The following is a 16997-nucleotide window of genomic DNA, read 5'->3' on the forward strand; positions in this document are numbered from 1 at the left end:
TGATCACAAATGGTTAATCTGACGTTACCGTTGAATCATTTATTCGCTTTCGCCTTTAGGTTGTCTATATTTTTTTAGCGCCGTCACTTTCAAGGCCTCGATTCCGTGTTCGGCGACCGCAGACACCCATGTGTTGAACTCTTCGTCACTCAGGCCGTATCGTTTCTTGGCGTCCGACAAGGAGATCAATCCGTAAAGCACGCCTCGAACGACAATGGCCTTTCTTGATGCGACCCAGCGTTTCGTATCCGCAGGCGGCAAATCCGCTCGGGACAAAACAGACCCATCCGGCAGGGTAACTGACCTTGGTCCCTCAACTTTGTGCAAATACATCTTTCGACCCTTTTTCTGGTGCCACAAAGCTGACGGCAGTCTACTTAATGCGGCGTGAAACCGCCTCTTGAGAGTGCGTAGAATTTTCCTATATTCTGCCGGTCTTTCTTAACCCGGACTGGAACAGCCCATGGCCCTCGACACCGAGACCCCTCTGAACTCGCTTGGCTTTGCCAAACCCCCGTCGGAAACGCGGGTGGTCGTCGCCATGTCGGGCGGTGTCGACAGCTCGGTCGTGGCGGCGTATCTGGCGGATCTGGGTTATGACGTTGTTGGCGTAACCCTGCAGCTGTATGACCACGGGGCGGCGCTGGCCAAGAAGGGTGCGTGCTGTGCCGGGATCGACATCCACGACGCCCGTCGCGTGGCCGAGGAGCGCGGTTTTCCACACTACGTTCTGGATTATGAAAACATCTTCAAGGACGCCGTGATCGACGAGTTCGCCGACAGCTATCTGGCCGGCGCGACTCCGGTGCCCTGCATCCGCTGCAACGAGCGCGTCAAGTTCAAGGACTTGTTGGAAACCGCCAAGGATCTCGAGGCCGACTGCATGGCGACCGGCCATTACATCCAGCGCAAAATGGGTCCCAATGGCCCCGAATTGCACTGCGCCGAGGATGCCAACCGCGACCAGTCCTATTTCCTGTTCTCAACCACGCCCGAGCAGTTGAAGTTCCTGCGCTTCCCGCTGGGGCATCTGCCGTCCAAGGACGCGACCCGCGAGATGGCCGCGCAATACGGGCTGAGCGTAGCCGATAAGCCCGACAGCCAGGACATCTGCTTCGTGCCCAACGGCAACTATGCCAGCGTGATCGAGAAACTGCGCCCCGGCGCGGCCGAACCGGGCGAAATCGTTAACGCCGATGGCCGTGTTCTGGGCCAGCATGAGGGCGTGATCCACTACACGATCGGCCAGCGGCGCGGTCTGGGCATCGGCGGGCTCAGCGAGCCGCTCTATGTCGTCAAACTGGACGTGGACCGCAAACAGGTCGTCGTCGGCCCCAAGGAACTGTTGGCCACCCGCACCATCCCCGTGCGCGAGATCAACTGGCTGGGCGATGAGCCCTTCACCTCGCAGAAAGAATGGCATGTTTCGGTCAAGGTCCGCTCGACCCGCCCCCCGCGCGAGGCGATCATCCGTCCGCTGACCGACACCACCGCCGAGGTCGAGTTGCTGACGCCCGAAGAAGGTGTCTCGCCCGGGCAGGCCTGCGTGTTCTATGAAACCGAGGGCAGCCGCATCTTCGGCGGCGGCTGGATCTGGCGCGGTTACTGAACCGCGTCGGTCCACGAATTGCTGAGGATATAAAGCCCGGCGCAGACCATGACATAAGGCACGAGGTACTCCAGCCGTTGCGCCAGGCGCCCCGTCATGATCTGGGCGCGCCCGCCGATCAGCCCCACGATCGCAAGGGAGAGCGCTGCTAGTCCTGCCCCAAGCACACCTGCCAGCCGGAAATCGGGGGTCGAGTCCGCCAGCAAGGGGGCGAGGACCGCAAACGTGTCCATCGAAAGGCTTGTGAACAACAACATTGTCACAAGCGCCGAGGCGCTGCCCGGCACTGCGGGCGCGTCCTGCGCATTTGTTCCGCGAAGCTGTCGAGCGGCCCCGAAAAGCCCCAAGGCCAGAGGGATGGCGCCGAGGTAGCCCGCCCAGTGCGGCACAACATCTTCGACCCCCAGCGCCAGCAGGAAAGCCGCGCCGATCACAAGCCCCTGTGCCAGCAGGAACCCCAGAACCGCGCGTTGCGGACCGGTGACGATCATCAGGGCGACCAGCGCCATGAGGTTGTCGAGATTGGTCAGCACCTGCGCCATGAAGGCCGAGGCCGCAAAGACCACATAGTCCAGCATCACGGCGTCATCCGCTCCAACACCGCGCGCGCGGCCCGAAGACCGGGCGCTTCGCCACCGCGGCCGAGACGTTCCATCGTGATGGCCATAGCCTGTTCCTGCGCGTCCGGCGCGGCCGACACGGAGACAAGCGCGGCGGAAATGGCTTCAGGCGTGCAGTCATCCAGCAGGCATTCCGGCACTGTCCGGGTTTCGGACACCAGGTTGACCAGCGTGACCGTATCCAGCTTGACCATGCGCTCGGCGATCTTCTGGGTCAGCCAGGTCAGCTTGTAGGCAATCACCATCGGCGTGGACTGGGCCGCCAGCTCCAATGAGACCGTGCCGGACGCGGCCAGGGCGATCTCGGCGGCGGCAAAGGCCGCACGCTTGCTGGCAACCGCGTGATCCGTGTCGATGTTGCGCGGGTCCACCACGACCGGCTGACCCGGCCAGGACCGGACATGGGCAGCTACGGTATCGGCCACATGCGCGACCGCCGGAACCACCACCCGCATGTCGGGGCGGTCTTTCAGGTACAGGTCAAGCGCCGCTCCGAATACCGGCGCCAGCCGATCGACCTCGCCCCGGCGCGAGCCGGGCAAGGCCAGCAGGATCGGCGCGTCGCCAAGACCGTGATCTGCGCGGAACTGCGCGATCTGCGCGTCGTTTGCAACCGGCTCGCTGGCCACCGGGTGGCCCACGAAATCGCACTCCATTCCGGCGTTTTCCATATAGGGTGGCTCGAACGGCAGCAGGGCCAGAACATGGTCGATGACTTTGGCCATTTTGTCCGCCCTCTTGGGGCGCCAGGCCCAGACGCTGGGCGCGACGTAGTGCACGGTGCGTATATTGCTGCGCGCCTTGACCTGCTTGGCCACGCGCAGCGAAAAGTCGGGGCTGTCGATGGTAATCAGAACGTCGGGCTGGGTATCAAGAACGGCCTGCGCCGTTTCGGCGATGCGACGTTTGAGGTGAAAGAACTTGGGCAGAACCTCGACCAGGCCCATCACGCTGAGCTCGGACATCGGGAAGCGGCTGACCAGACCCTGAGCCTGCATCAGCGGCCCGCCAACCCCGTCGAATTCGATATCCGGAACAAGGGTCTTCAACCCCTCCATCAGCGCACCGCCCAGACGGTCGCCCGACGGTTCACCGGCGACCAGAAAAACGCGCATCAGACGGCCCGCTCATGTACGTGCAGGAACAGGCCCAGGCGGTCGCATTCCGCGATCACTTGGGGCCGGTCCAACACGATCACCCCACCCTTTTCGATGACGATGCCGGACAAACCGGCCGCAACGGCGCTGGATACGGTGTCGGGGCCGATGGCAGGCAGATCGGCACGTCGGTCTTGGCCCGGCTTGGGGCCCTTGAACAGAATACCACCGCCCGCATCAGGGCGAGCGGCCAGAGATTGCAGCATCCAGGTCGTGCCGAAGGCCCCTTCGACAACCAGAACTTGGCTTTTGTGAACAACGCAAGCCTGTCCGATATCTGCTGCGCCCATGGCCCGCAGGACACCCACGGCCCGGTTTGCATCGCCCAGCTCCGCCTCGGTCGGCTGTGCCTGAGTCAGACACCCGAGAGGAGGCAACAGGTCCGGAGCGATCTCGTGTGCGGCCCGCACGCGCAGTCCGGCGCCCTCCAAAATGCCGATCACCGCCCGTAGGGCTCCGTCGTCACCCGACACCAGCGCCTGCTGGATGATCGGAACCAAGGGCATGGTCTGCGCGTCAATCCGGGCGGGGTTTATGTCTGGCCTGCGGACCGCACCTGCGAGGCATACATCTGTGACTCCGCGCGCTTTGAGCTCGGCGACAAAGCTGCCCAACTGCTCGAGCGGGAAGGTCACGTCTGGCGTCAGAGTGTCGGGCTGAAATCCCTCCATCGCGCAAACCAAGGGGCGTTCCGGCAGGTGCGCAACCAGTTCGTCCGGCAAAACCCCTGTTCCCGCGATCAGAGCCAGCATGATCCTATTTCCTTGGTGTCAGGAACGAACGATCGCTTTCGCCCGTCACGAATTCCACGATCTGACGCACATAGTCGCTGTCTGTGCTGTCGCCCAGACGCTTGGCGCGGTCCATGAAGGTGCCCTCGCCTTCCGACAGTTCGCGAAAGGCCGCACGCAGGGCCGAAATGTCCGCGCGGGAAACGCCACGGCGTTTCAGGCCGACAAGGTTCAGCCCCTCCAATTCGCCGCGCGAGGCCTGAACCAGGCCGTAAGGGATGACATCGTTGGGCACCATGGTCAGCGCACCGATGATGGCGCCGCGGCCCACGCGCACCCATTGATGCAAACCGGAAATGCCGCCGATGATCACGTCATCCTCGATGATGCAGTGGCCGGCGGCGCCGGAATGGTTCACCATGATCACCCGGTTGCCGATCTGCACGTCATGGGCCACATGGACCCCGGCCATCAGCAGGCAGTCATCGCCGATGCGGGTCACACCGCCGCCACCCTCGGTGCCGGTATTGACCGTAACGTGTTCCCGGATGCGGTTTCGCTTGCCAATTTCCAGCCGCGTGTTTTCGCCCCCGAACTTGAGGTCCTGCGGGATTTCACCAATCACCGAAAAGTTGAAGATGACGCAGTCGTCACCGATCGAGGTCTCCCCTGTGACAACCACATGCGACTTCAATTCGACGCGGTCGCCCAAACGCACCTGTGGCCCCACATGGCAGAACGGGCCGATTACGCAGTCCTGGCCGATCTGAGCGCCGTCTTCGATGATCGCGCTGGGATGAATTCGGCTCATGCTGTTTTTTCCATATCCCAATCGACATAGGCCGAGAACTCGGCCTCGGCCGCCACTTCACCGTCCACGGTCGCACGGCCGCTGAACTTGAAGATCTTGCCGCCCTTCTTGCCGCGCACGGTTTCGACATGCATTTTCAGCACGTCACCCGGCACCACTTTGCGGCGGAATTTGCACTTGTCGATATTCATGAAATAGATCAGCAGCTCGCTGTCGATGACATCCATGCCGACGCCCAGCATAACACCTGCGGTTTGCGCCATCGCTTCGACGATGGTCACGCCGGGCATGATCGGCGTTCCGGGGAAATGGCCCTGGAAATGTGGCTCGTTCATGGTGACGTTCTTGATACCAACCGCCGACTGATAGCCGTCAATCTCTTCCACCTTGTCAACCAGCAGGAACGGATAGCGATGCGGCAGGATCCGCTGGATCAGCTGAATGTCGGCGCTCTTGGTTTCCGTGGTCATTTTCAGGATGTCCTGTTCTCGAGGTCTCGTTCACGCGTGGTTAGCAATACCCGTACCCAAGGGCAAGCCACGCTATGGCTTGTCGCCCTCTTCCAGCTGCGATCCGTCGCCGATGGCCGCGTCGATCTTGCGGATGGCGATGGCCGTAACATCCGAGGCGTCCGAGCTGAGAAATACGTTGGATCGTTCGATGATCAGCGATGCGCCTGTTTCACGCAGCAGGTCGACGAGCACGGGCTGCGCCATCTCAAAGAACTGGTTGCGCGCCTCGTCACTGCGGTGGGCCAGAGCATCTAGTTTCGCGCGTTGCCCCTCGCGGTGAGACTGGACCTTTCGGTCGAAGGCTTCTGCAAGCGGGCGGAACTCCTCGGGGCTCAGGACTTCGCGCTTTTGCGTCAGCTCTTTTTCCTCGCGGCTCAGCTCGGCAACGATGCGTTCATTTTCAGCGGCCAGCGCAGCACTTTCTGCTTCGATCTCATCAAAAACCCGTCGCCCGAATGCGGACTCGGTAAATATTCGGTCGCTGGAGATGGTCAGCACGCCGGATTGCGGTACACCCAACTGCTGGGCGGCCACTGGGAACGACACCACCAGGAAGATCAAAACACACAGGGCCCGTGACGGGCCCTGTGCAAACTTCGATATTGCTTTAACCATGGACGTCAGAACCGTGCCTGAATGGTAAAGTCGAAGTTCTGCTCTTTGTCGAAGTCTTCCTTCTTCACGGCCTGCGAGAAGTTGAACCGCAGCGGACCGAACGGCGTATCCCACAGCAGCGAGACGCCGATGACCTGACGGATCGACCCGTCTGCGCCGACGATATTGGCACCCGTCGTATCAACATTGTTGATGTTGTACAGGTTGCCGATGTCATAGAAGACACCGCCGCGCAGCCCCAGTTCCTCGGGCAGCCCCAATGGGAAGTCCGACTCGAACCGGGCGACCCAGTAGTAGTTGCCGCCGATCGCATCATCCTGCCCGTTCGACAGGTCACGAGGGCCGATACCGGCCGGCTCGAAGCCGCGGAACGTTGTCGGACCCAGAACATAACGGTCAATTGCCCGACTGAAGTCGTCACCTTGCCAATGGAGCGCGCCGGCCTCGAAGGACGCACGCAGCGTCATTTCCTCGTTCAGAACCTTTGTCTGGGCAATCGCCCGGGTCGAGGTCTTGAAGTACTTGTTGTCGCCACCAAGGCCAGCCGCGTCCACGCCGACCTCGAACAGAACACCTGCATTCGGGTTCAGGCCGCCCAGCCGGCTGTCATAGACATAGGCCAGCCCCAGCGAGCTTGTCGAACGCTTGCCTTGCGCGATTTCCGACGCGATGACTGCCCCGTTGACCTCGTCATCCTGCTGCGACATCTCGGACTTGTTCCAGTTGTAACGCAGCCGCAACGAGGACAGTTCGCCAATCGCATAGCTGAGCTGCGGATTGATGAACACGCTCTTGGTGTCATAGCTGGCAAAGCTGGAATTGGTCCTTGAAAGGCCAAAGCCCAGATCGAAACGCAGTTTCCGGCCCAACAGGTACGGTTCGGCAAAGTTGATGACGTACTGCTCAGAGTCCTGCGCAGTCGACAGCGTCAGGCCAAATTCCTGTCCGCGCCCGAGGAAGTTCCGTTCCTCAAGCCGGATGGCGATCCCGAAACCGTCGGAAACCGAGTAGCTGCCGCCCAACGCCAGCGAACCGGTCGGCTGCTCCTGGACATCCACGTCCACGATCACCTGGCTGGGGCTGGACCCTTCGCGAGTTTCCACATCCGCGACCGAGAAGAAACCCAAGGCCCGGATACGTTCGGCACTCTGCCGGATTTCGCGCGGGTTGAAGGGGTCACCCTCGACCGTGTCGAACTGGCGCCGGATGACCCGGTCCAGAGTGGTCGTGTTGCCCTCGATGTCGATCCGTTCGACGAAAATGCGCGGGCCTCTGGTCAGCACGAACTGAACGTCCAGCGTCAGGTCACGGTCGTTGCGGGTCACGCGCGGCTCAACGCGCAGAAAGTCGACGCCCTGCTTCAGGCCAAGACGCTCCTGCCGAGCGATCGAATTCTCAATCAGAGTTGGCGAATACGTAACACCAGGTTTGATCTTGAGGGCCTTCTGATACTCGGCCGCATCAACGCCCGGGATTTCGCTGACCGTCGAGATGTTGCCGAACGAGAATTTCTGACCTTCGGTGATGTTCATCACCAGATAGAAGGCGTCGCGCTCACGCGTGAACTCGACATTGGCGCTGTTGATCCGAAAATCGACATAGCCGCGCGACAGGTAGAAATCACGCAGAACCTGTTTGTCGAATTCGATGCGGTCGGCAATGAACGTGTCACCGCGCAGGAAGGTACGCAGGATGTTGGCCTGCTTGGATTCAAGGACACGGCGCAGACGACGGTCGGAATATGCACGGTTTCCAACAAAGCTGACGCGCTCGATCTCAATCGTGGTGCCTTCGGCGACTTCAAAAACCAGATCCACCCGGTTGTCGCTGCGGCGGATGATCCGCGGAATGACAGTGGCCGACACACGCCCTTGCGCCGAGTAGATTTCGGCGATCTTGTCAGCGTCGGACTCCGCGACCTGCGGGGTGAACACCCGGCGAGGCTGCGACGAGATTGCCTGGATCAACACGTCATCCTTTACGCGGCGATTGCCCTCGATGCTGATCTTGTTGATCGTCGGATACTCGGCGACCTCGATCACCAGAGTGTTCCCGCGCGGGGTCAATTCGACTGTCTCAAAAACACCACTGTCAAGCAAACGCTGGTAGGCGTCATTCAACTGGCCCGCAGTGACTGTCTGACCGGGTGTGATTCCTGTCCGGGCGATGATGGTGGACGTCTCAATGCGACGGTTGCCCTGAACATCGAACGACGAAATCGTGTAGGTCTGGGCCTGGGCGGCTTGCGGTACCGCCGTAAAACTCATTGCCGCAAAGAGGAAAAAAATCGTTAGTGCCCGCCACAAAATGTTGCCGTGCGGTTGCGCAGTACCGCAGGATGTGCCCGCGCCTCTCCTGTAAGCCATTTTTGTCTCTACCTAGAATTTCGGACTTTAGAAGTTGAGTAGCCGCTCTGGTGGGCCTTGTCAAAAGCACAAACGAAAAACGCGACCGGATCGGTCGCGCTCGAGTCGTTCAGCTGGGTATGGGGAATCACATACCGGCCAGATATGCGGCGCCTGCCAGTGCCAAAGCGGTCAGCCCAAAGCTCAGCAACGCGTCCCAGTTCAATACAAACAGGAAGCTGAAGCCCCGATAGGAATTTCGCAATGCCTTGGTCATTGGTTACAGCCCGCTTGATTGCACGTCTCGGCAAAATTACACCAAACAAACTAGGTTTGAATTGAGGCAATTTTGCGACCGTAACGCGTCAATGCCGCCACAATCAGCAGAACAGGTCGTTGCTTACCGAGAAGATCATGAGGCTGAGAATTAACGTGATCCCCACCGCCATCAACAGTTGCAAAGCTCGGTCGCTGGGCGGTTTCCCTGCGACGGCTTCATAGGCATAGAAAACAAGGTGGCCCCCGTCCAATGCCGGGATTGGGAACAGGTTCAGCAAGCCTACAGCAGTGGACAGAACCGCGATGAAGAAGATGAAGCTCTGCGCCCCTTGGCTCGCCATCGCGCCTGAGGTTTCCGCGATACCAATGGGTCCGGACATGTTGCAGGTGCTGATCGCACCGGTGACCATGTGCCAAATACCGGACAGCGACCCCTCGATGATGCGGCCGGTCTGGATGACACCGCCATGCAGCGAGTCGACTAGACCCGCAGGTTCGGTCGCCGGGACCAGCATCATGCCGCCGACGATTCCAATCCGCCATTCGGTTTTGAAGCCGCCGTCCGCCTGCGGTTCATCCGTGCGACGCGGCGCCAGTGCAAATTCCAACTCGGCGCCGTCGCGCCAGACGTCCAGCAGAAGCACCTTTCCGTCCGAGCCTTCGACCTTTTCCTTGAGCTGTTCGAAGGCAAAAATCGGGTCGCCATCAACCGAGGTGATGACGTCGCCCGCCTGCAACTGGATATCCATCGCAGCACTGCGCGGGGCGACTTGCTGGATCAAGGGCGGGAATAGCCACGGTGCCGACACGTCGAGAGTCTGGCCGTCGCGGATGACAGTGTATTCGAGAACCGGCTGCACCGGCAGCGCCTCGGTAAACTCGGTCCAAGCCCCCTCCTGATCGAAATCAGGCGTGGGAATGCCGGCGATCGCAACGATTTCGTCCCCCTCCTGAAGCTCCTGCACGGTGCCCGGCAGAGGTTTCAGCGATCCGACCGTCAGTGGCTCGCGGGTCACGCCTTGCGACCAGAAGATCAAACCGAAGACAAGGATCGACAGAACGAAATTGAAGACCGGCCCGGCTGCAACCGTGGCAGTCCGCGCCCAAAGCGGTGCGCCATGCATCGTCCGACGCAATTCTTCGGGGCTTTGCGTGGTGATTTCGGCCATCGTCTCAGTGTCCTTGCCCGAGGCCGCATTGGCATCGCCCAGGAATTTCACGTAGCCGCCAAAAGGCAGCAGAGCGATCTGCCATTTGGTGCCGCGTTTGTCCATTCGGCTCCATAGCACCGGACCAAACCCCAACGAGAACACCTCGGCATGGATCCCGGACCAGCGGCCAACGATGTAATGCCCGTATTCATGCACCGCCACGATGACGGACAGCGCCACGACGAATGCGGCAATCGTATAGACCAGCCCACCAAATTGCGGGATCAGCGAGAGTATGTCCAAAATTCTATCCTGCTCTTCGTAGTACGGCGTCGTCCACCCATTGACGTGCCAGATGGTCCGTTTTCAGGACGTTATCAAGGGTCAAAGGGGCATCAATAAGGCCGCCTGCATCGTCGAAACGGTCCAGAACGGCGGCCACGGCGTCGGTCATGTCCAGAAAGCCGATGCGTTGACCGATGAAATGATCCAACGCACGCTCCTTGGCGGCGTTGAAGATCGCGCCTGACAGGCCACCGCGTTCCATGACCTCGCGAGCCAGCCGCAGGGCCGGGTAACGCGCCGGGTCCGGATCACGAAAACGCAGCTGACCCAGCTTGGCCAGGTCCAGGCGCGGCACCGGCAGGTCGCGCCTTTCGGGCCAATGCAGTGCATAGCCGATCGCATGCCGCATATCAGGCGCGCCCAAATGCGCCATCACTGCGCCATCGCGAAATCCGACCAGAGCATGCACGATGGATTCCGGGTGAACCACAACCTCGATCCTGTCAGGGCTGATCCCGAAAAACTCTTTGGTCTCTATTACTTCCAGCGCCTTGTTGAACATCGAGGCGCTGTCGATCGTTATCCGCTGCCCCATGTCCCAATTGGGGTGACTCGAAGCTTGCTCGACCGTAGCGCCGGCCAGCTTCTCGACCGGCCAGTCGCGAAAGGCGCCGCCGCTGGCAGTGATGATGATGCGCTCGACCGCATCCATGTCTTCACCCACAAGCGCCTGAAAGACCGCCGAATGCTCGCTGTCGACAGGCAGCAGACGCGCGCCATGGCGTTCCGCAGTTTCCAGAACAAGCGGGCCGGCACACACCAGCGTTTCCTTGTTTGCCAAGGCCAGGGTCGCGCCCTGCTTCAACGCCTCAAGCCCCGGCGCCAAACCGGCCGAGCCAACAATGGCGGACATGACCCAGTCTGCCGGGTGAGCGGCCGCTTCGATCAGCGCGGTTGCGCCCGCGGCAGCCTCGATCCCTGTGCCGGACAATGCATCACGAAGATCATCCAGATGCTGGTCAAAGGCGGTTACTGCCACTTCAGCGCCCAGCCGGCGGGCGTCCTGCGCCAACTGCCGGACATTCGCCCCGCCGGTGACGGCGACCACCTTGTAATCCTCCGGGGCCCGAGCAATCAGATCGATCGTATTCTGGCCAATCGATCCGGTCGCGCCGAATATCGAAACCTTTCGCATCAGATTTCCCCGGGCGAATAGACCAGCGACGCGATCAGAACCATCAGCGATGCACCCATCATGCCGTCAAATCGATCCAGAAAACCGCCATGTCCTGGCACCAGGTTCGAGCTGTCTTTGACCCCGAACCGCCGCTTGACGGCGCTTTCCACGATATCACCGGCCTGGCTGGCCATCGAGGCCAGGACCGAAACCAAAACAAACCGATAGCCAAACCCGGCATACGCGGCAACGGCTGCGCCCACCAGCGCGGCTGCCACCCAGCCGCCCGCCGTGCCCGACCAGGTTTTCTTGGGGCTGACCCGCGGCCAGAACTTCGGGCCACCGAACGTCTTTCCCACGAAGTACCCAGCTACGTCCGTGGCAACGACGACCAGGATCAACCAGACCATCCAGCCAAACCCCATCGTCTCGCGGATCTGGATAAACCCGTAACCCGCACAGGCAATCCATATGGCAAACAGCACGTAGATCCCGCGTGAGTGCGAGACCTGCCCTGCCCCGACCAGTGCGGGCGCGATCAGAAAGGGCAGTTTGTAGAGCGGCGGAACATGATAGCTGAGCATGACGGCAACGCCGGTCAGGATTCCCAACTGAACCGCGACGCCCATCCGATCGGAATCGATCATGCGAACCAGTTCCCAGGTCATCAGACCGCACGCTGCGGCAACAAATGTCTCGAACCATAGTCCGCCCAGCCAAACCTCGACCGCTCCAATAGCGACCAGTACCAGGGCAGACAAGACCCGGGTGGTGAGGTCGGACCATCGGCCGTCCGTCATGCCGGAACTGCTCCGAACCGGCGTTCGCGCGACCCGAAGCTCTTGCACAGCCGTTCCAGCTCGGCCGCGGTGAAGTCGGGCCAGAGCGTGTCGATGAATTCGTATTCCGAGTAAGCGGATTGCCAGAGAAGGAAATTCGATATTCGCGCCTCGCCGCTGGTGCGAATGACCAGATCGGGGTCAGGCAGGACGCGCGTGTCCAGATATCTGGGCAGCGTTTCCTCGTCGACATCTTCTGGCCGCAGGTTGCCTGCGGCAACGTCCCGCGCCAGCCGCTTGGTTGCCCGGGCCACTTCGTCCCGACCACCATAGTTGAGAGCGACGGTCAGGTGGACAAGGTCATTGTCGGACGTCTCGCGCTCCAGCGTGTCCATCAACTCGATCAGTTTGGCATCCAGCCGCACCCTGTCGCCGATGAATCGGACACGGATACCGTTTTGGGCCAGGGTTCGGGTTTCCTTGATGATGTAGCGCTTGAACAGGCTCATCAAACCGGCAACCTCGACCTGGGTCCGTTTCCAGTTTTCCGTCGAGAAGGCAAAAATCGTCAGGTACTTGATCCCCAGCCCCGGGCAGGCTTCGACCACTTCGCGCACCCGACGGGCACCGGCGTGATGCCCGTACAGCCGTGGCCGGCCGCGCGCCTGGGCCCACCTACCGTTGCCATCCATGATGATGGCCACGTGACGCGGTCCACAGGGGGGCTCGTTTTGGGGATCAGCGGGCATGGCTTGCGCTCAAACCTGCATGATTTCGGCCTGCTTGGCCTCAAGGGCCGCATCCACGGCCTTGATCATCTGGTCGGTCAGTTCCTGTACCTCGGTTTCCCAGAACTTCTGATCGTCTTCCGACAGGCCGTCGGCCTTGGCTTTTTTGATCTGATCCATGCCATCGCGGCGCACGTTGCGAATGGCAACGCGGGCGTGTTCGGCGTATTGCCCGGCCACTTTGCCCAGCTCGCGGCGGCGCTCTTCGTTCAGCTCGGGGATCGGCAGCATGATGATCGTTCCGTTCAGCTGCGGGTTGATGCCCAGTCCGCTTTCCCGGATCGCCTTTTCCACTTTGCCGACCAAAGACTTGTCCCAAACATTCACGGTGACCATGCGCGGCTCGGGAACGTTTACAGTGCCGACCTGGTTAATCGGTGTCATCGACCCATACGCATCCACCATAACCGGCTCGAGCATCGAAGCCGACGCACGCCCGGTGCGCAGCGACGCGAATTCGGTTCTGAGGTTGGCCATCGCGCCATCCATGCGGCGTTTCAAATCATCGGTGTCCAGTTCAAAATCGTCAGACATGCTGCTCACTCCCCGTCTTCAGGTGATGTTGGAATGGCTCTTACGCCATCGCACCTGGGATGTATAGCAATCATGGTCGGGAAATGTGGCAATGACCAGAGTTGTTTCCGCGAAAAACCCGATCCCCCGGACAAAAAAGACCGGCCCTGTGGCGGGCCGGTCTGGAACAGAAAAAACCAAGGCTCAGGCGTTCAGGTCAACGACCACGCGTCCCTTGACCTGACCGTTGAGGATGTCGGCACCCAGCTTCGGAAGATCATTCAGAGTGGCCGGCTGAATCATCGCTTCCAGCTTGTCCATCGGCAGATCCGAAGCCACCCGCTGCCAGGCCCGCAGTCGGTTGTCGAACGGCTGCATCACGCTGTCGATACCCAACAGGTTGACTCCGCGCAGCAGGAACGGAATGACGGTCGCCGGCAAGCCCGCGCCACCGGCCAGACCGACCGCTGCCACTGAGGCGCCATACTTCATCTGACCCAGAACGCGCGCCAGCATTGCGCCCCCGACGGCATCAACGCAGCCAGCCCAGGTTTCGCTTTCCAGCGGACGTTTGGTGGTTTCGTTCAATTCGTCACGCGGCACGATCGACGTCGCACCAAGCGCCTTCAGATAGCCTTCGGTTTCAGGCCGCCCGGTCACTGCCGCAACTTCGTATCCCAGATTGGCCAAAATCGCCGTGGCAACCGAGCCGACGCCCCCGGCTGCACCGGTTACCAGAACCGGCCCGCGGTCGGGCGTCAGACCGTGATCTTCCAGCACCATCACCGCCAGCATCGCGGTAAAACCGGCAGTTCCCACGGCCATGGCCCGGCGCGTGCTCAACCCCTCGGGCAGAGGGACGAGCCAATCGGCCAGCGCGCTGGCCTTCTGGGCGTATCCACCCCAATGCGCCTCACCCACGCGCCAACCGGTCAACACCACTTTGTCGCCGGGCTTGTACCTGTCGTCTGAGGATTCTTCGACAGTTCCGGCATAGTCGATCCCGGGCACATGCGGGTAATTTCGGACCAGACCGCCGCCCTTGGGCGACATGCACAAACCATCCTTGTAGTTGACGGTCGAGAACTCGACGGCCACACGTACTTCACCATGCGGCAAGTCATCTTCCGAGATCTGCTTGATCACCGGGCTGGCCAGTCCGCTTTCCTCGTCCTTTTCCATCACCAAAGCGTTGAACATATTCCAATTCCTTTCATTGACCGTGGCCCGATCGATCTCTCATCTGGCCCAAATGCTTCCCGGGCGCGTCCCGCGCGCCCTTCCCGGCTCAAATCCAGAACTTGTCCTGCACGATTGCAGTCCGCATTCCAGACGGCGTTTCGACTTCGACCTGCGTTCCCGGATCCCAATGGCTCAGCCGCAGCATACCGATCGACACGTTGGTTTGAAAATCCGGCGACCAGGTAGCCGAGGTCACCTGGCCCACACGCTTGCCGCCGCCATAGACCGGCCACGGCCGATCACAGGGGGGCACCGCGTCGCCCTCGATCGCGATCGGGCGGATTTGCTGAACCGGCCCCTCTTTGGCCACCCGCAACAGCGCATCCCGCCCGATGCAGCCAATGGCCGTATGCGTGTTGCAGAACTTGCCCAACCCGCATTCATGGGGAGTGTTGTCATCGGTCATGTCATTGCCGTAAGACAGCAACCCGCCCTCGATCCGCTCGATCAGGTTGGGGCAGCCCGCCCGAACCTGCAGGTCCTCTCCGGCGGCGAAAAGCGCATTCCACAAGGGCATGCCGACGTCGCCGCCTTCGACATAGATCTCGAACCCGCCCTGTTTGGAATAGCCCGACCGCGCAATCGCCAGATCACGCCCCTCGAACTGGAACATGTCGAACTTGAAGAAGCGGATATCACGCACCCGGTCGCCAAAGACCCGCGCCATCAGGTCATCCGACTTGGGTCCCTGCACCGCCAAGGGCGACACGTCTGGTTCATCCACCAGAACATCCAGCCGATATCCGTTGGCCAAGCCTTTGACCCACAACAGCAAATCGCTGTCTGCGATCGAAATCCACCAGCGGTCATCCGCCAGTTTCACCGCCACGGGATCGTTCAGCATTCCCCCGGTTTCGTCCACGATCGGCACATAGTAGCACTGGCCCGGCAGCATGCCGCGCAGGTCGCGCGGGGTCAGCATCTGCATCAGCCGCGCCGCATCGGGACCGCGCAGTTCGACCTGCCGCTCGCATGATACGTCCCAGACCTGCACGTGGGTTTTGAGATGCCGATAGTCGGCCTCGACGCTTTCAAATACCGTGGGCAGTAACATCCGGTTGTACACGGTATAACCTCTGACACCGGCCGCCTCGACCCCGTCGGAGAACGGCGTGCGCCGCAGCCGGCGCGACAAAGAAATCTGTGGCACTTAGACCTCCTCGGGCAAGAAAACGAGATCACTGACCGGAGCCTCAGACCCGGCCTCGGTCAGCATTTTGTGGATTTGTCCCCGGTGATGCGTTTGATGATTGAAAAAATGCATCACACACACGGCGTAAGGTAATGTAATGTTTTCTTCTTTTGCTGCGGAATACCATGTGAACGGGCCCGAGATTGGCTCGTCGCCCAGAGTATCAACCCAAGCATCGATCCGGGCATCGATGGTCTCGCGCAGTGGAAGCCAGTGCGCCAGATCCGGGCACAGGTGGACGCTTTCGTGAATACCGCCGCCCTTGCGGTGCGGATTGCTTTCAGGCCCCGGACCTTTGTCGAACCGGGACATCCAGATCCAGTCGCCCCACAGCAGATGGTTGGCAGTCCCCAGGATCGACCCGAAAAACGCGCCGCGTTCCCGGGTCAACTCTTCGGGAGAAAGCTCTCGAAGAAAACCCGCCAACTGGCTGTTCTGCCAGCGGTTATAGCGGGCCATCTGCCGAGCATAGGCGCCGGTGATCATCACTTGGGTCCGTGCCAGTCGATCGGGCAGATTTCGGCAGATTTGCCGCCGAAATCCCAGACACGACCATAGTCGCGCACCTTCGACTTGGTGCCACGCGCCACGATGATGTCCGGACCCATCCAATACTTGGAATTGGACACCATGACCGGATGCTCGGGATCTTTGCCTGCCAGCATCTCGATCTCACCCTGGATCTTGCGGCCGATGACGATGCGGCGTTTGTTGCCGTCGCGCTCGATCTGCACCGGAGCACGCTCGGCGCCGATGATTTCACTCACCAGCATCGTGAACAGCCCAGTGGTGCCACCGGCCTGCCCGCTGAAAATCTGCAACAGGCCGTTGTACGCCTTGCCACTTGCGCGCTCATCCACGTACGCGGCGACCTTCCACTGGCCTTCGCCCATCCGGCCGGGAATATCTACCAGCAGACCAACGTTCAGACCCGACAGGTCCTCACCTTCATAGTGTCCCTCGTCGATGATCACACCCATCCACGCATGACAATGCCCTTCGGTCGGAGGGTGCGCCCCCAGCGAAACCACGCAGGGGCAGAACACGTCGCAGGAGCAGTTCAGGATAAGCTCACCCTTGATGGCCCAGTCCGTCGGGCTCATCTCGCGGCGCTTGGGATTTGGCATCCGGCTGTCAATTCGCTGACTGACCGGCAGCTTGTCGGCATCGGGTTTTCTGTTTTTTGCCATC

The 16997-nt window shown here is 60.9% G+C and carries 19 protein-coding genes; 1 reads left to right on the forward strand and 18 read right to left on the reverse strand.

Annotation, left to right across the window (positions count from 1 at the left end):
* Positions 1-39: 39 nt before the first annotated feature.
* Positions 40-333, reverse strand: coding sequence for a CtrA inhibitor SciP (sciP, locus tag ACR0LD_RS05140; protein ID WP_170338674.1), 294 nt, complete (start codon positions 331-333; stop codon positions 40-42).
* Positions 334-463: 130 nt separating this feature from the next.
* On the opposite strand from sciP, the gene mnmA reads away from it, so the two are divergent.
* Entirely contained in the window at positions 464-1609 is a 1146-nt protein-coding gene (gene mnmA / locus ACR0LD_RS05145) for a tRNA 2-thiouridine(34) synthase MnmA (protein ID WP_480635825.1), read from the forward strand.
* Here the strand turns inward: mnmA and ACR0LD_RS05150 are convergent.
* The 17 genes from ACR0LD_RS05150 to ACR0LD_RS05230 form a co-directional block, all read right to left on the reverse strand.
* Complete coding sequence (locus ACR0LD_RS05150) at positions 1603-2187, reverse strand: hypothetical protein (protein ID WP_174820234.1); 585 nt, start codon at positions 2185-2187, stop codon at positions 1603-1605. The genes mnmA and ACR0LD_RS05150 overlap by 7 nt on opposite strands.
* Entirely contained in the window at positions 2187-3344 is a 1158-nt protein-coding gene (gene lpxB / locus ACR0LD_RS05155) for a lipid-A-disaccharide synthase (protein ID WP_480635828.1), read from the reverse strand. The genes ACR0LD_RS05150 and lpxB overlap by 1 nt, the downstream gene beginning before the upstream one ends.
* Positions 3344-4138, reverse strand: a complete 795-nt coding sequence (locus tag ACR0LD_RS05160; protein ID WP_170390048.1) for an LpxI family protein — start codon at positions 4136-4138, stop codon at positions 3344-3346. The genes lpxB and ACR0LD_RS05160 overlap by 1 nt, the downstream gene beginning before the upstream one ends.
* A gap of 4 nt (positions 4139-4142) precedes the next feature.
* Positions 4143-4928, reverse strand: coding sequence for an acyl-ACP--UDP-N-acetylglucosamine O-acyltransferase (gene lpxA, locus ACR0LD_RS05165; protein WP_170339261.1), 786 nt, complete (start codon positions 4926-4928; stop codon positions 4143-4145).
* On the reverse strand, positions 4925-5398 hold the full coding sequence (gene fabZ, locus ACR0LD_RS05170; protein ID WP_170339263.1) for a 3-hydroxyacyl-ACP dehydratase FabZ: 474 nt from the start codon (positions 5396-5398) through the stop codon (positions 4925-4927). Before fabZ ends, lpxA begins: the two co-directional genes overlap by 4 nt.
* 72 nt (positions 5399-5470) lie before the next feature.
* On the reverse strand, positions 5471-6055 hold the full coding sequence (locus tag ACR0LD_RS05175) for an OmpH/Skp family outer membrane protein (protein WP_480635830.1): 585 nt from the start codon (positions 6053-6055) through the stop codon (positions 5471-5473).
* A 5-nt stretch (positions 6056-6060) separates the two neighbouring features.
* Positions 6061-8421: an outer membrane protein assembly factor BamA gene (gene bamA / locus ACR0LD_RS05180; RefSeq protein WP_170363502.1), complete on the reverse strand. Its 2361-nt coding sequence runs from the start codon at positions 8419-8421 to the stop codon at positions 6061-6063.
* 127 nt (positions 8422-8548) lie between these two features.
* Positions 8549-8677, reverse strand: a complete 129-nt coding sequence (locus ACR0LD_RS05185) for a hypothetical protein (RefSeq protein WP_254920122.1) — start codon at positions 8675-8677, stop codon at positions 8549-8551.
* A 103-nt stretch (positions 8678-8780) separates the two neighbouring features.
* Positions 8781-10133: an RIP metalloprotease RseP gene (rseP, locus tag ACR0LD_RS05190; protein ID WP_480635832.1), complete on the reverse strand. Its 1353-nt coding sequence runs from the start codon at positions 10131-10133 to the stop codon at positions 8781-8783.
* A 4-nt stretch (positions 10134-10137) separates the two neighbouring features.
* Positions 10138-11310 (reverse strand): 1-deoxy-D-xylulose-5-phosphate reductoisomerase, encoded by a 1173-nt coding sequence (gene dxr / locus ACR0LD_RS05195; RefSeq protein WP_480635834.1) that lies wholly within the window; start codon positions 11308-11310, stop codon positions 10138-10140.
* Positions 11310-12092, reverse strand: a complete 783-nt coding sequence (locus ACR0LD_RS05200) for a phosphatidate cytidylyltransferase (RefSeq protein ID WP_170450045.1) — start codon at positions 12090-12092, stop codon at positions 11310-11312. The genes dxr and ACR0LD_RS05200 overlap by 1 nt, the downstream gene beginning before the upstream one ends.
* Positions 12089-12820: a polyprenyl diphosphate synthase gene (uppS, locus tag ACR0LD_RS05205; RefSeq protein WP_170357748.1), complete on the reverse strand. Its 732-nt coding sequence runs from the start codon at positions 12818-12820 to the stop codon at positions 12089-12091. Before uppS ends, ACR0LD_RS05200 begins: the two co-directional genes overlap by 4 nt.
* A 9-nt stretch (positions 12821-12829) precedes the next feature.
* Positions 12830-13393, reverse strand: coding sequence for a ribosome recycling factor (gene frr / locus ACR0LD_RS05210; protein ID WP_170338696.1), 564 nt, complete (start codon positions 13391-13393; stop codon positions 12830-12832).
* 183 nt (positions 13394-13576) lie between these two features.
* Positions 13577-14572 (reverse strand): acryloyl-CoA reductase, encoded by a 996-nt coding sequence (acuI, locus tag ACR0LD_RS05215; protein ID WP_480635837.1) that lies wholly within the window; start codon positions 14570-14572, stop codon positions 13577-13579.
* Positions 14573-14660: 88 nt separating this feature from the next.
* Positions 14661-15764: a dimethylsulfoniopropionate demethylase gene (locus ACR0LD_RS05220; protein WP_480635839.1), complete on the reverse strand. Its 1104-nt coding sequence runs from the start codon at positions 15762-15764 to the stop codon at positions 14661-14663.
* Positions 15765-16292, reverse strand: a complete 528-nt coding sequence (locus ACR0LD_RS05225; RefSeq protein ID WP_260066034.1) for a DinB family protein — start codon at positions 16290-16292, stop codon at positions 15765-15767. It lies immediately after the preceding gene.
* Entirely contained in the window at positions 16292-16996 is a 705-nt protein-coding gene (locus ACR0LD_RS05230; RefSeq protein WP_093962001.1) for a DUF1326 domain-containing protein, read from the reverse strand. Before ACR0LD_RS05230 ends, ACR0LD_RS05225 begins: the two co-directional genes overlap by 1 nt.
* Position 16997: the final 1 nt, after the last annotated feature.

This window comes from Ruegeria sp. BF8 (assembly GCF_056538625.1).

Bases quoted from the DNA above. Each gene is read 5' to 3' on its own strand.
- sciP (WP_170338674.1), bottom strand. From the start codon at position 333: ATGTATTTGCACAAAGTTGAGGGACCAAGGTCAGTTACCCTGCCGGAT.
- mnmA (WP_480635825.1), top strand. From the start codon at position 464: ATGGCCCTCGACACCGAGACCCCTCTGAACTCGCTTGGCTTTGCCAAA.
- ACR0LD_RS05150 (WP_174820234.1), bottom strand. From the start codon at position 2,187: ATGCTGGACTATGTGGTCTTTGCGGCCTCGGCCTTCATGGCGCAGGTG.
- lpxB (WP_480635828.1), bottom strand. From the start codon at position 3,344: ATGCGCGTTTTTCTGGTCGCCGGTGAACCGTCGGGCGACCGTCTGGGC.
- ACR0LD_RS05160 (WP_170390048.1), bottom strand. From the start codon at position 4,138: ATGCTGGCTCTGATCGCGGGAACAGGGGTTTTGCCGGACGAACTGGTT.
- lpxA (WP_170339261.1), bottom strand. From the start codon at position 4,928: ATGAGCCGAATTCATCCCAGCGCGATCATCGAAGACGGCGCTCAGATC.
- fabZ (WP_170339263.1), bottom strand. From the start codon at position 5,398: ATGACCACGGAAACCAAGAGCGCCGACATTCAGCTGATCCAGCGGATC.
- ACR0LD_RS05175 (WP_480635830.1), bottom strand. From the start codon at position 6,055: ATGGTTAAAGCAATATCGAAGTTTGCACAGGGCCCGTCACGGGCCCTG.
- bamA (WP_170363502.1), bottom strand. From the start codon at position 8,421: ATGGCTTACAGGAGAGGCGCGGGCACATCCTGCGGTACTGCGCAACCG.
- ACR0LD_RS05185 (WP_254920122.1), bottom strand. From the start codon at position 8,677: ATGACCAAGGCATTGCGAAATTCCTATCGGGGCTTCAGCTTCCTGTTT.
- dxr (WP_480635834.1), bottom strand. From the start codon at position 11,310: ATGCGAAAGGTTTCGATATTCGGCGCGACCGGATCGATTGGCCAGAAT.
- ACR0LD_RS05200 (WP_170450045.1), bottom strand. From the start codon at position 12,092: ATGACGGACGGCCGATGGTCCGACCTCACCACCCGGGTCTTGTCTGCC.
- uppS (WP_170357748.1), bottom strand. From the start codon at position 12,820: ATGCCCGCTGATCCCCAAAACGAGCCCCCCTGTGGACCGCGTCACGTG.
- frr (WP_170338696.1), bottom strand. From the start codon at position 13,393: ATGTCTGACGATTTTGAACTGGACACCGATGATTTGAAACGCCGCATG.
- acuI (WP_480635837.1), bottom strand. From the start codon at position 14,572: ATGTTCAACGCTTTGGTGATGGAAAAGGACGAGGAAAGCGGACTGGCC.
- ACR0LD_RS05225 (WP_260066034.1), bottom strand. From the start codon at position 16,292: ATGATCACCGGCGCCTATGCTCGGCAGATGGCCCGCTATAACCGCTGG.
- ACR0LD_RS05230 (WP_093962001.1), bottom strand. From the start codon at position 16,996: ATGGCAAAAAACAGAAAACCCGATGCCGACAAGCTGCCGGTCAGTCAG.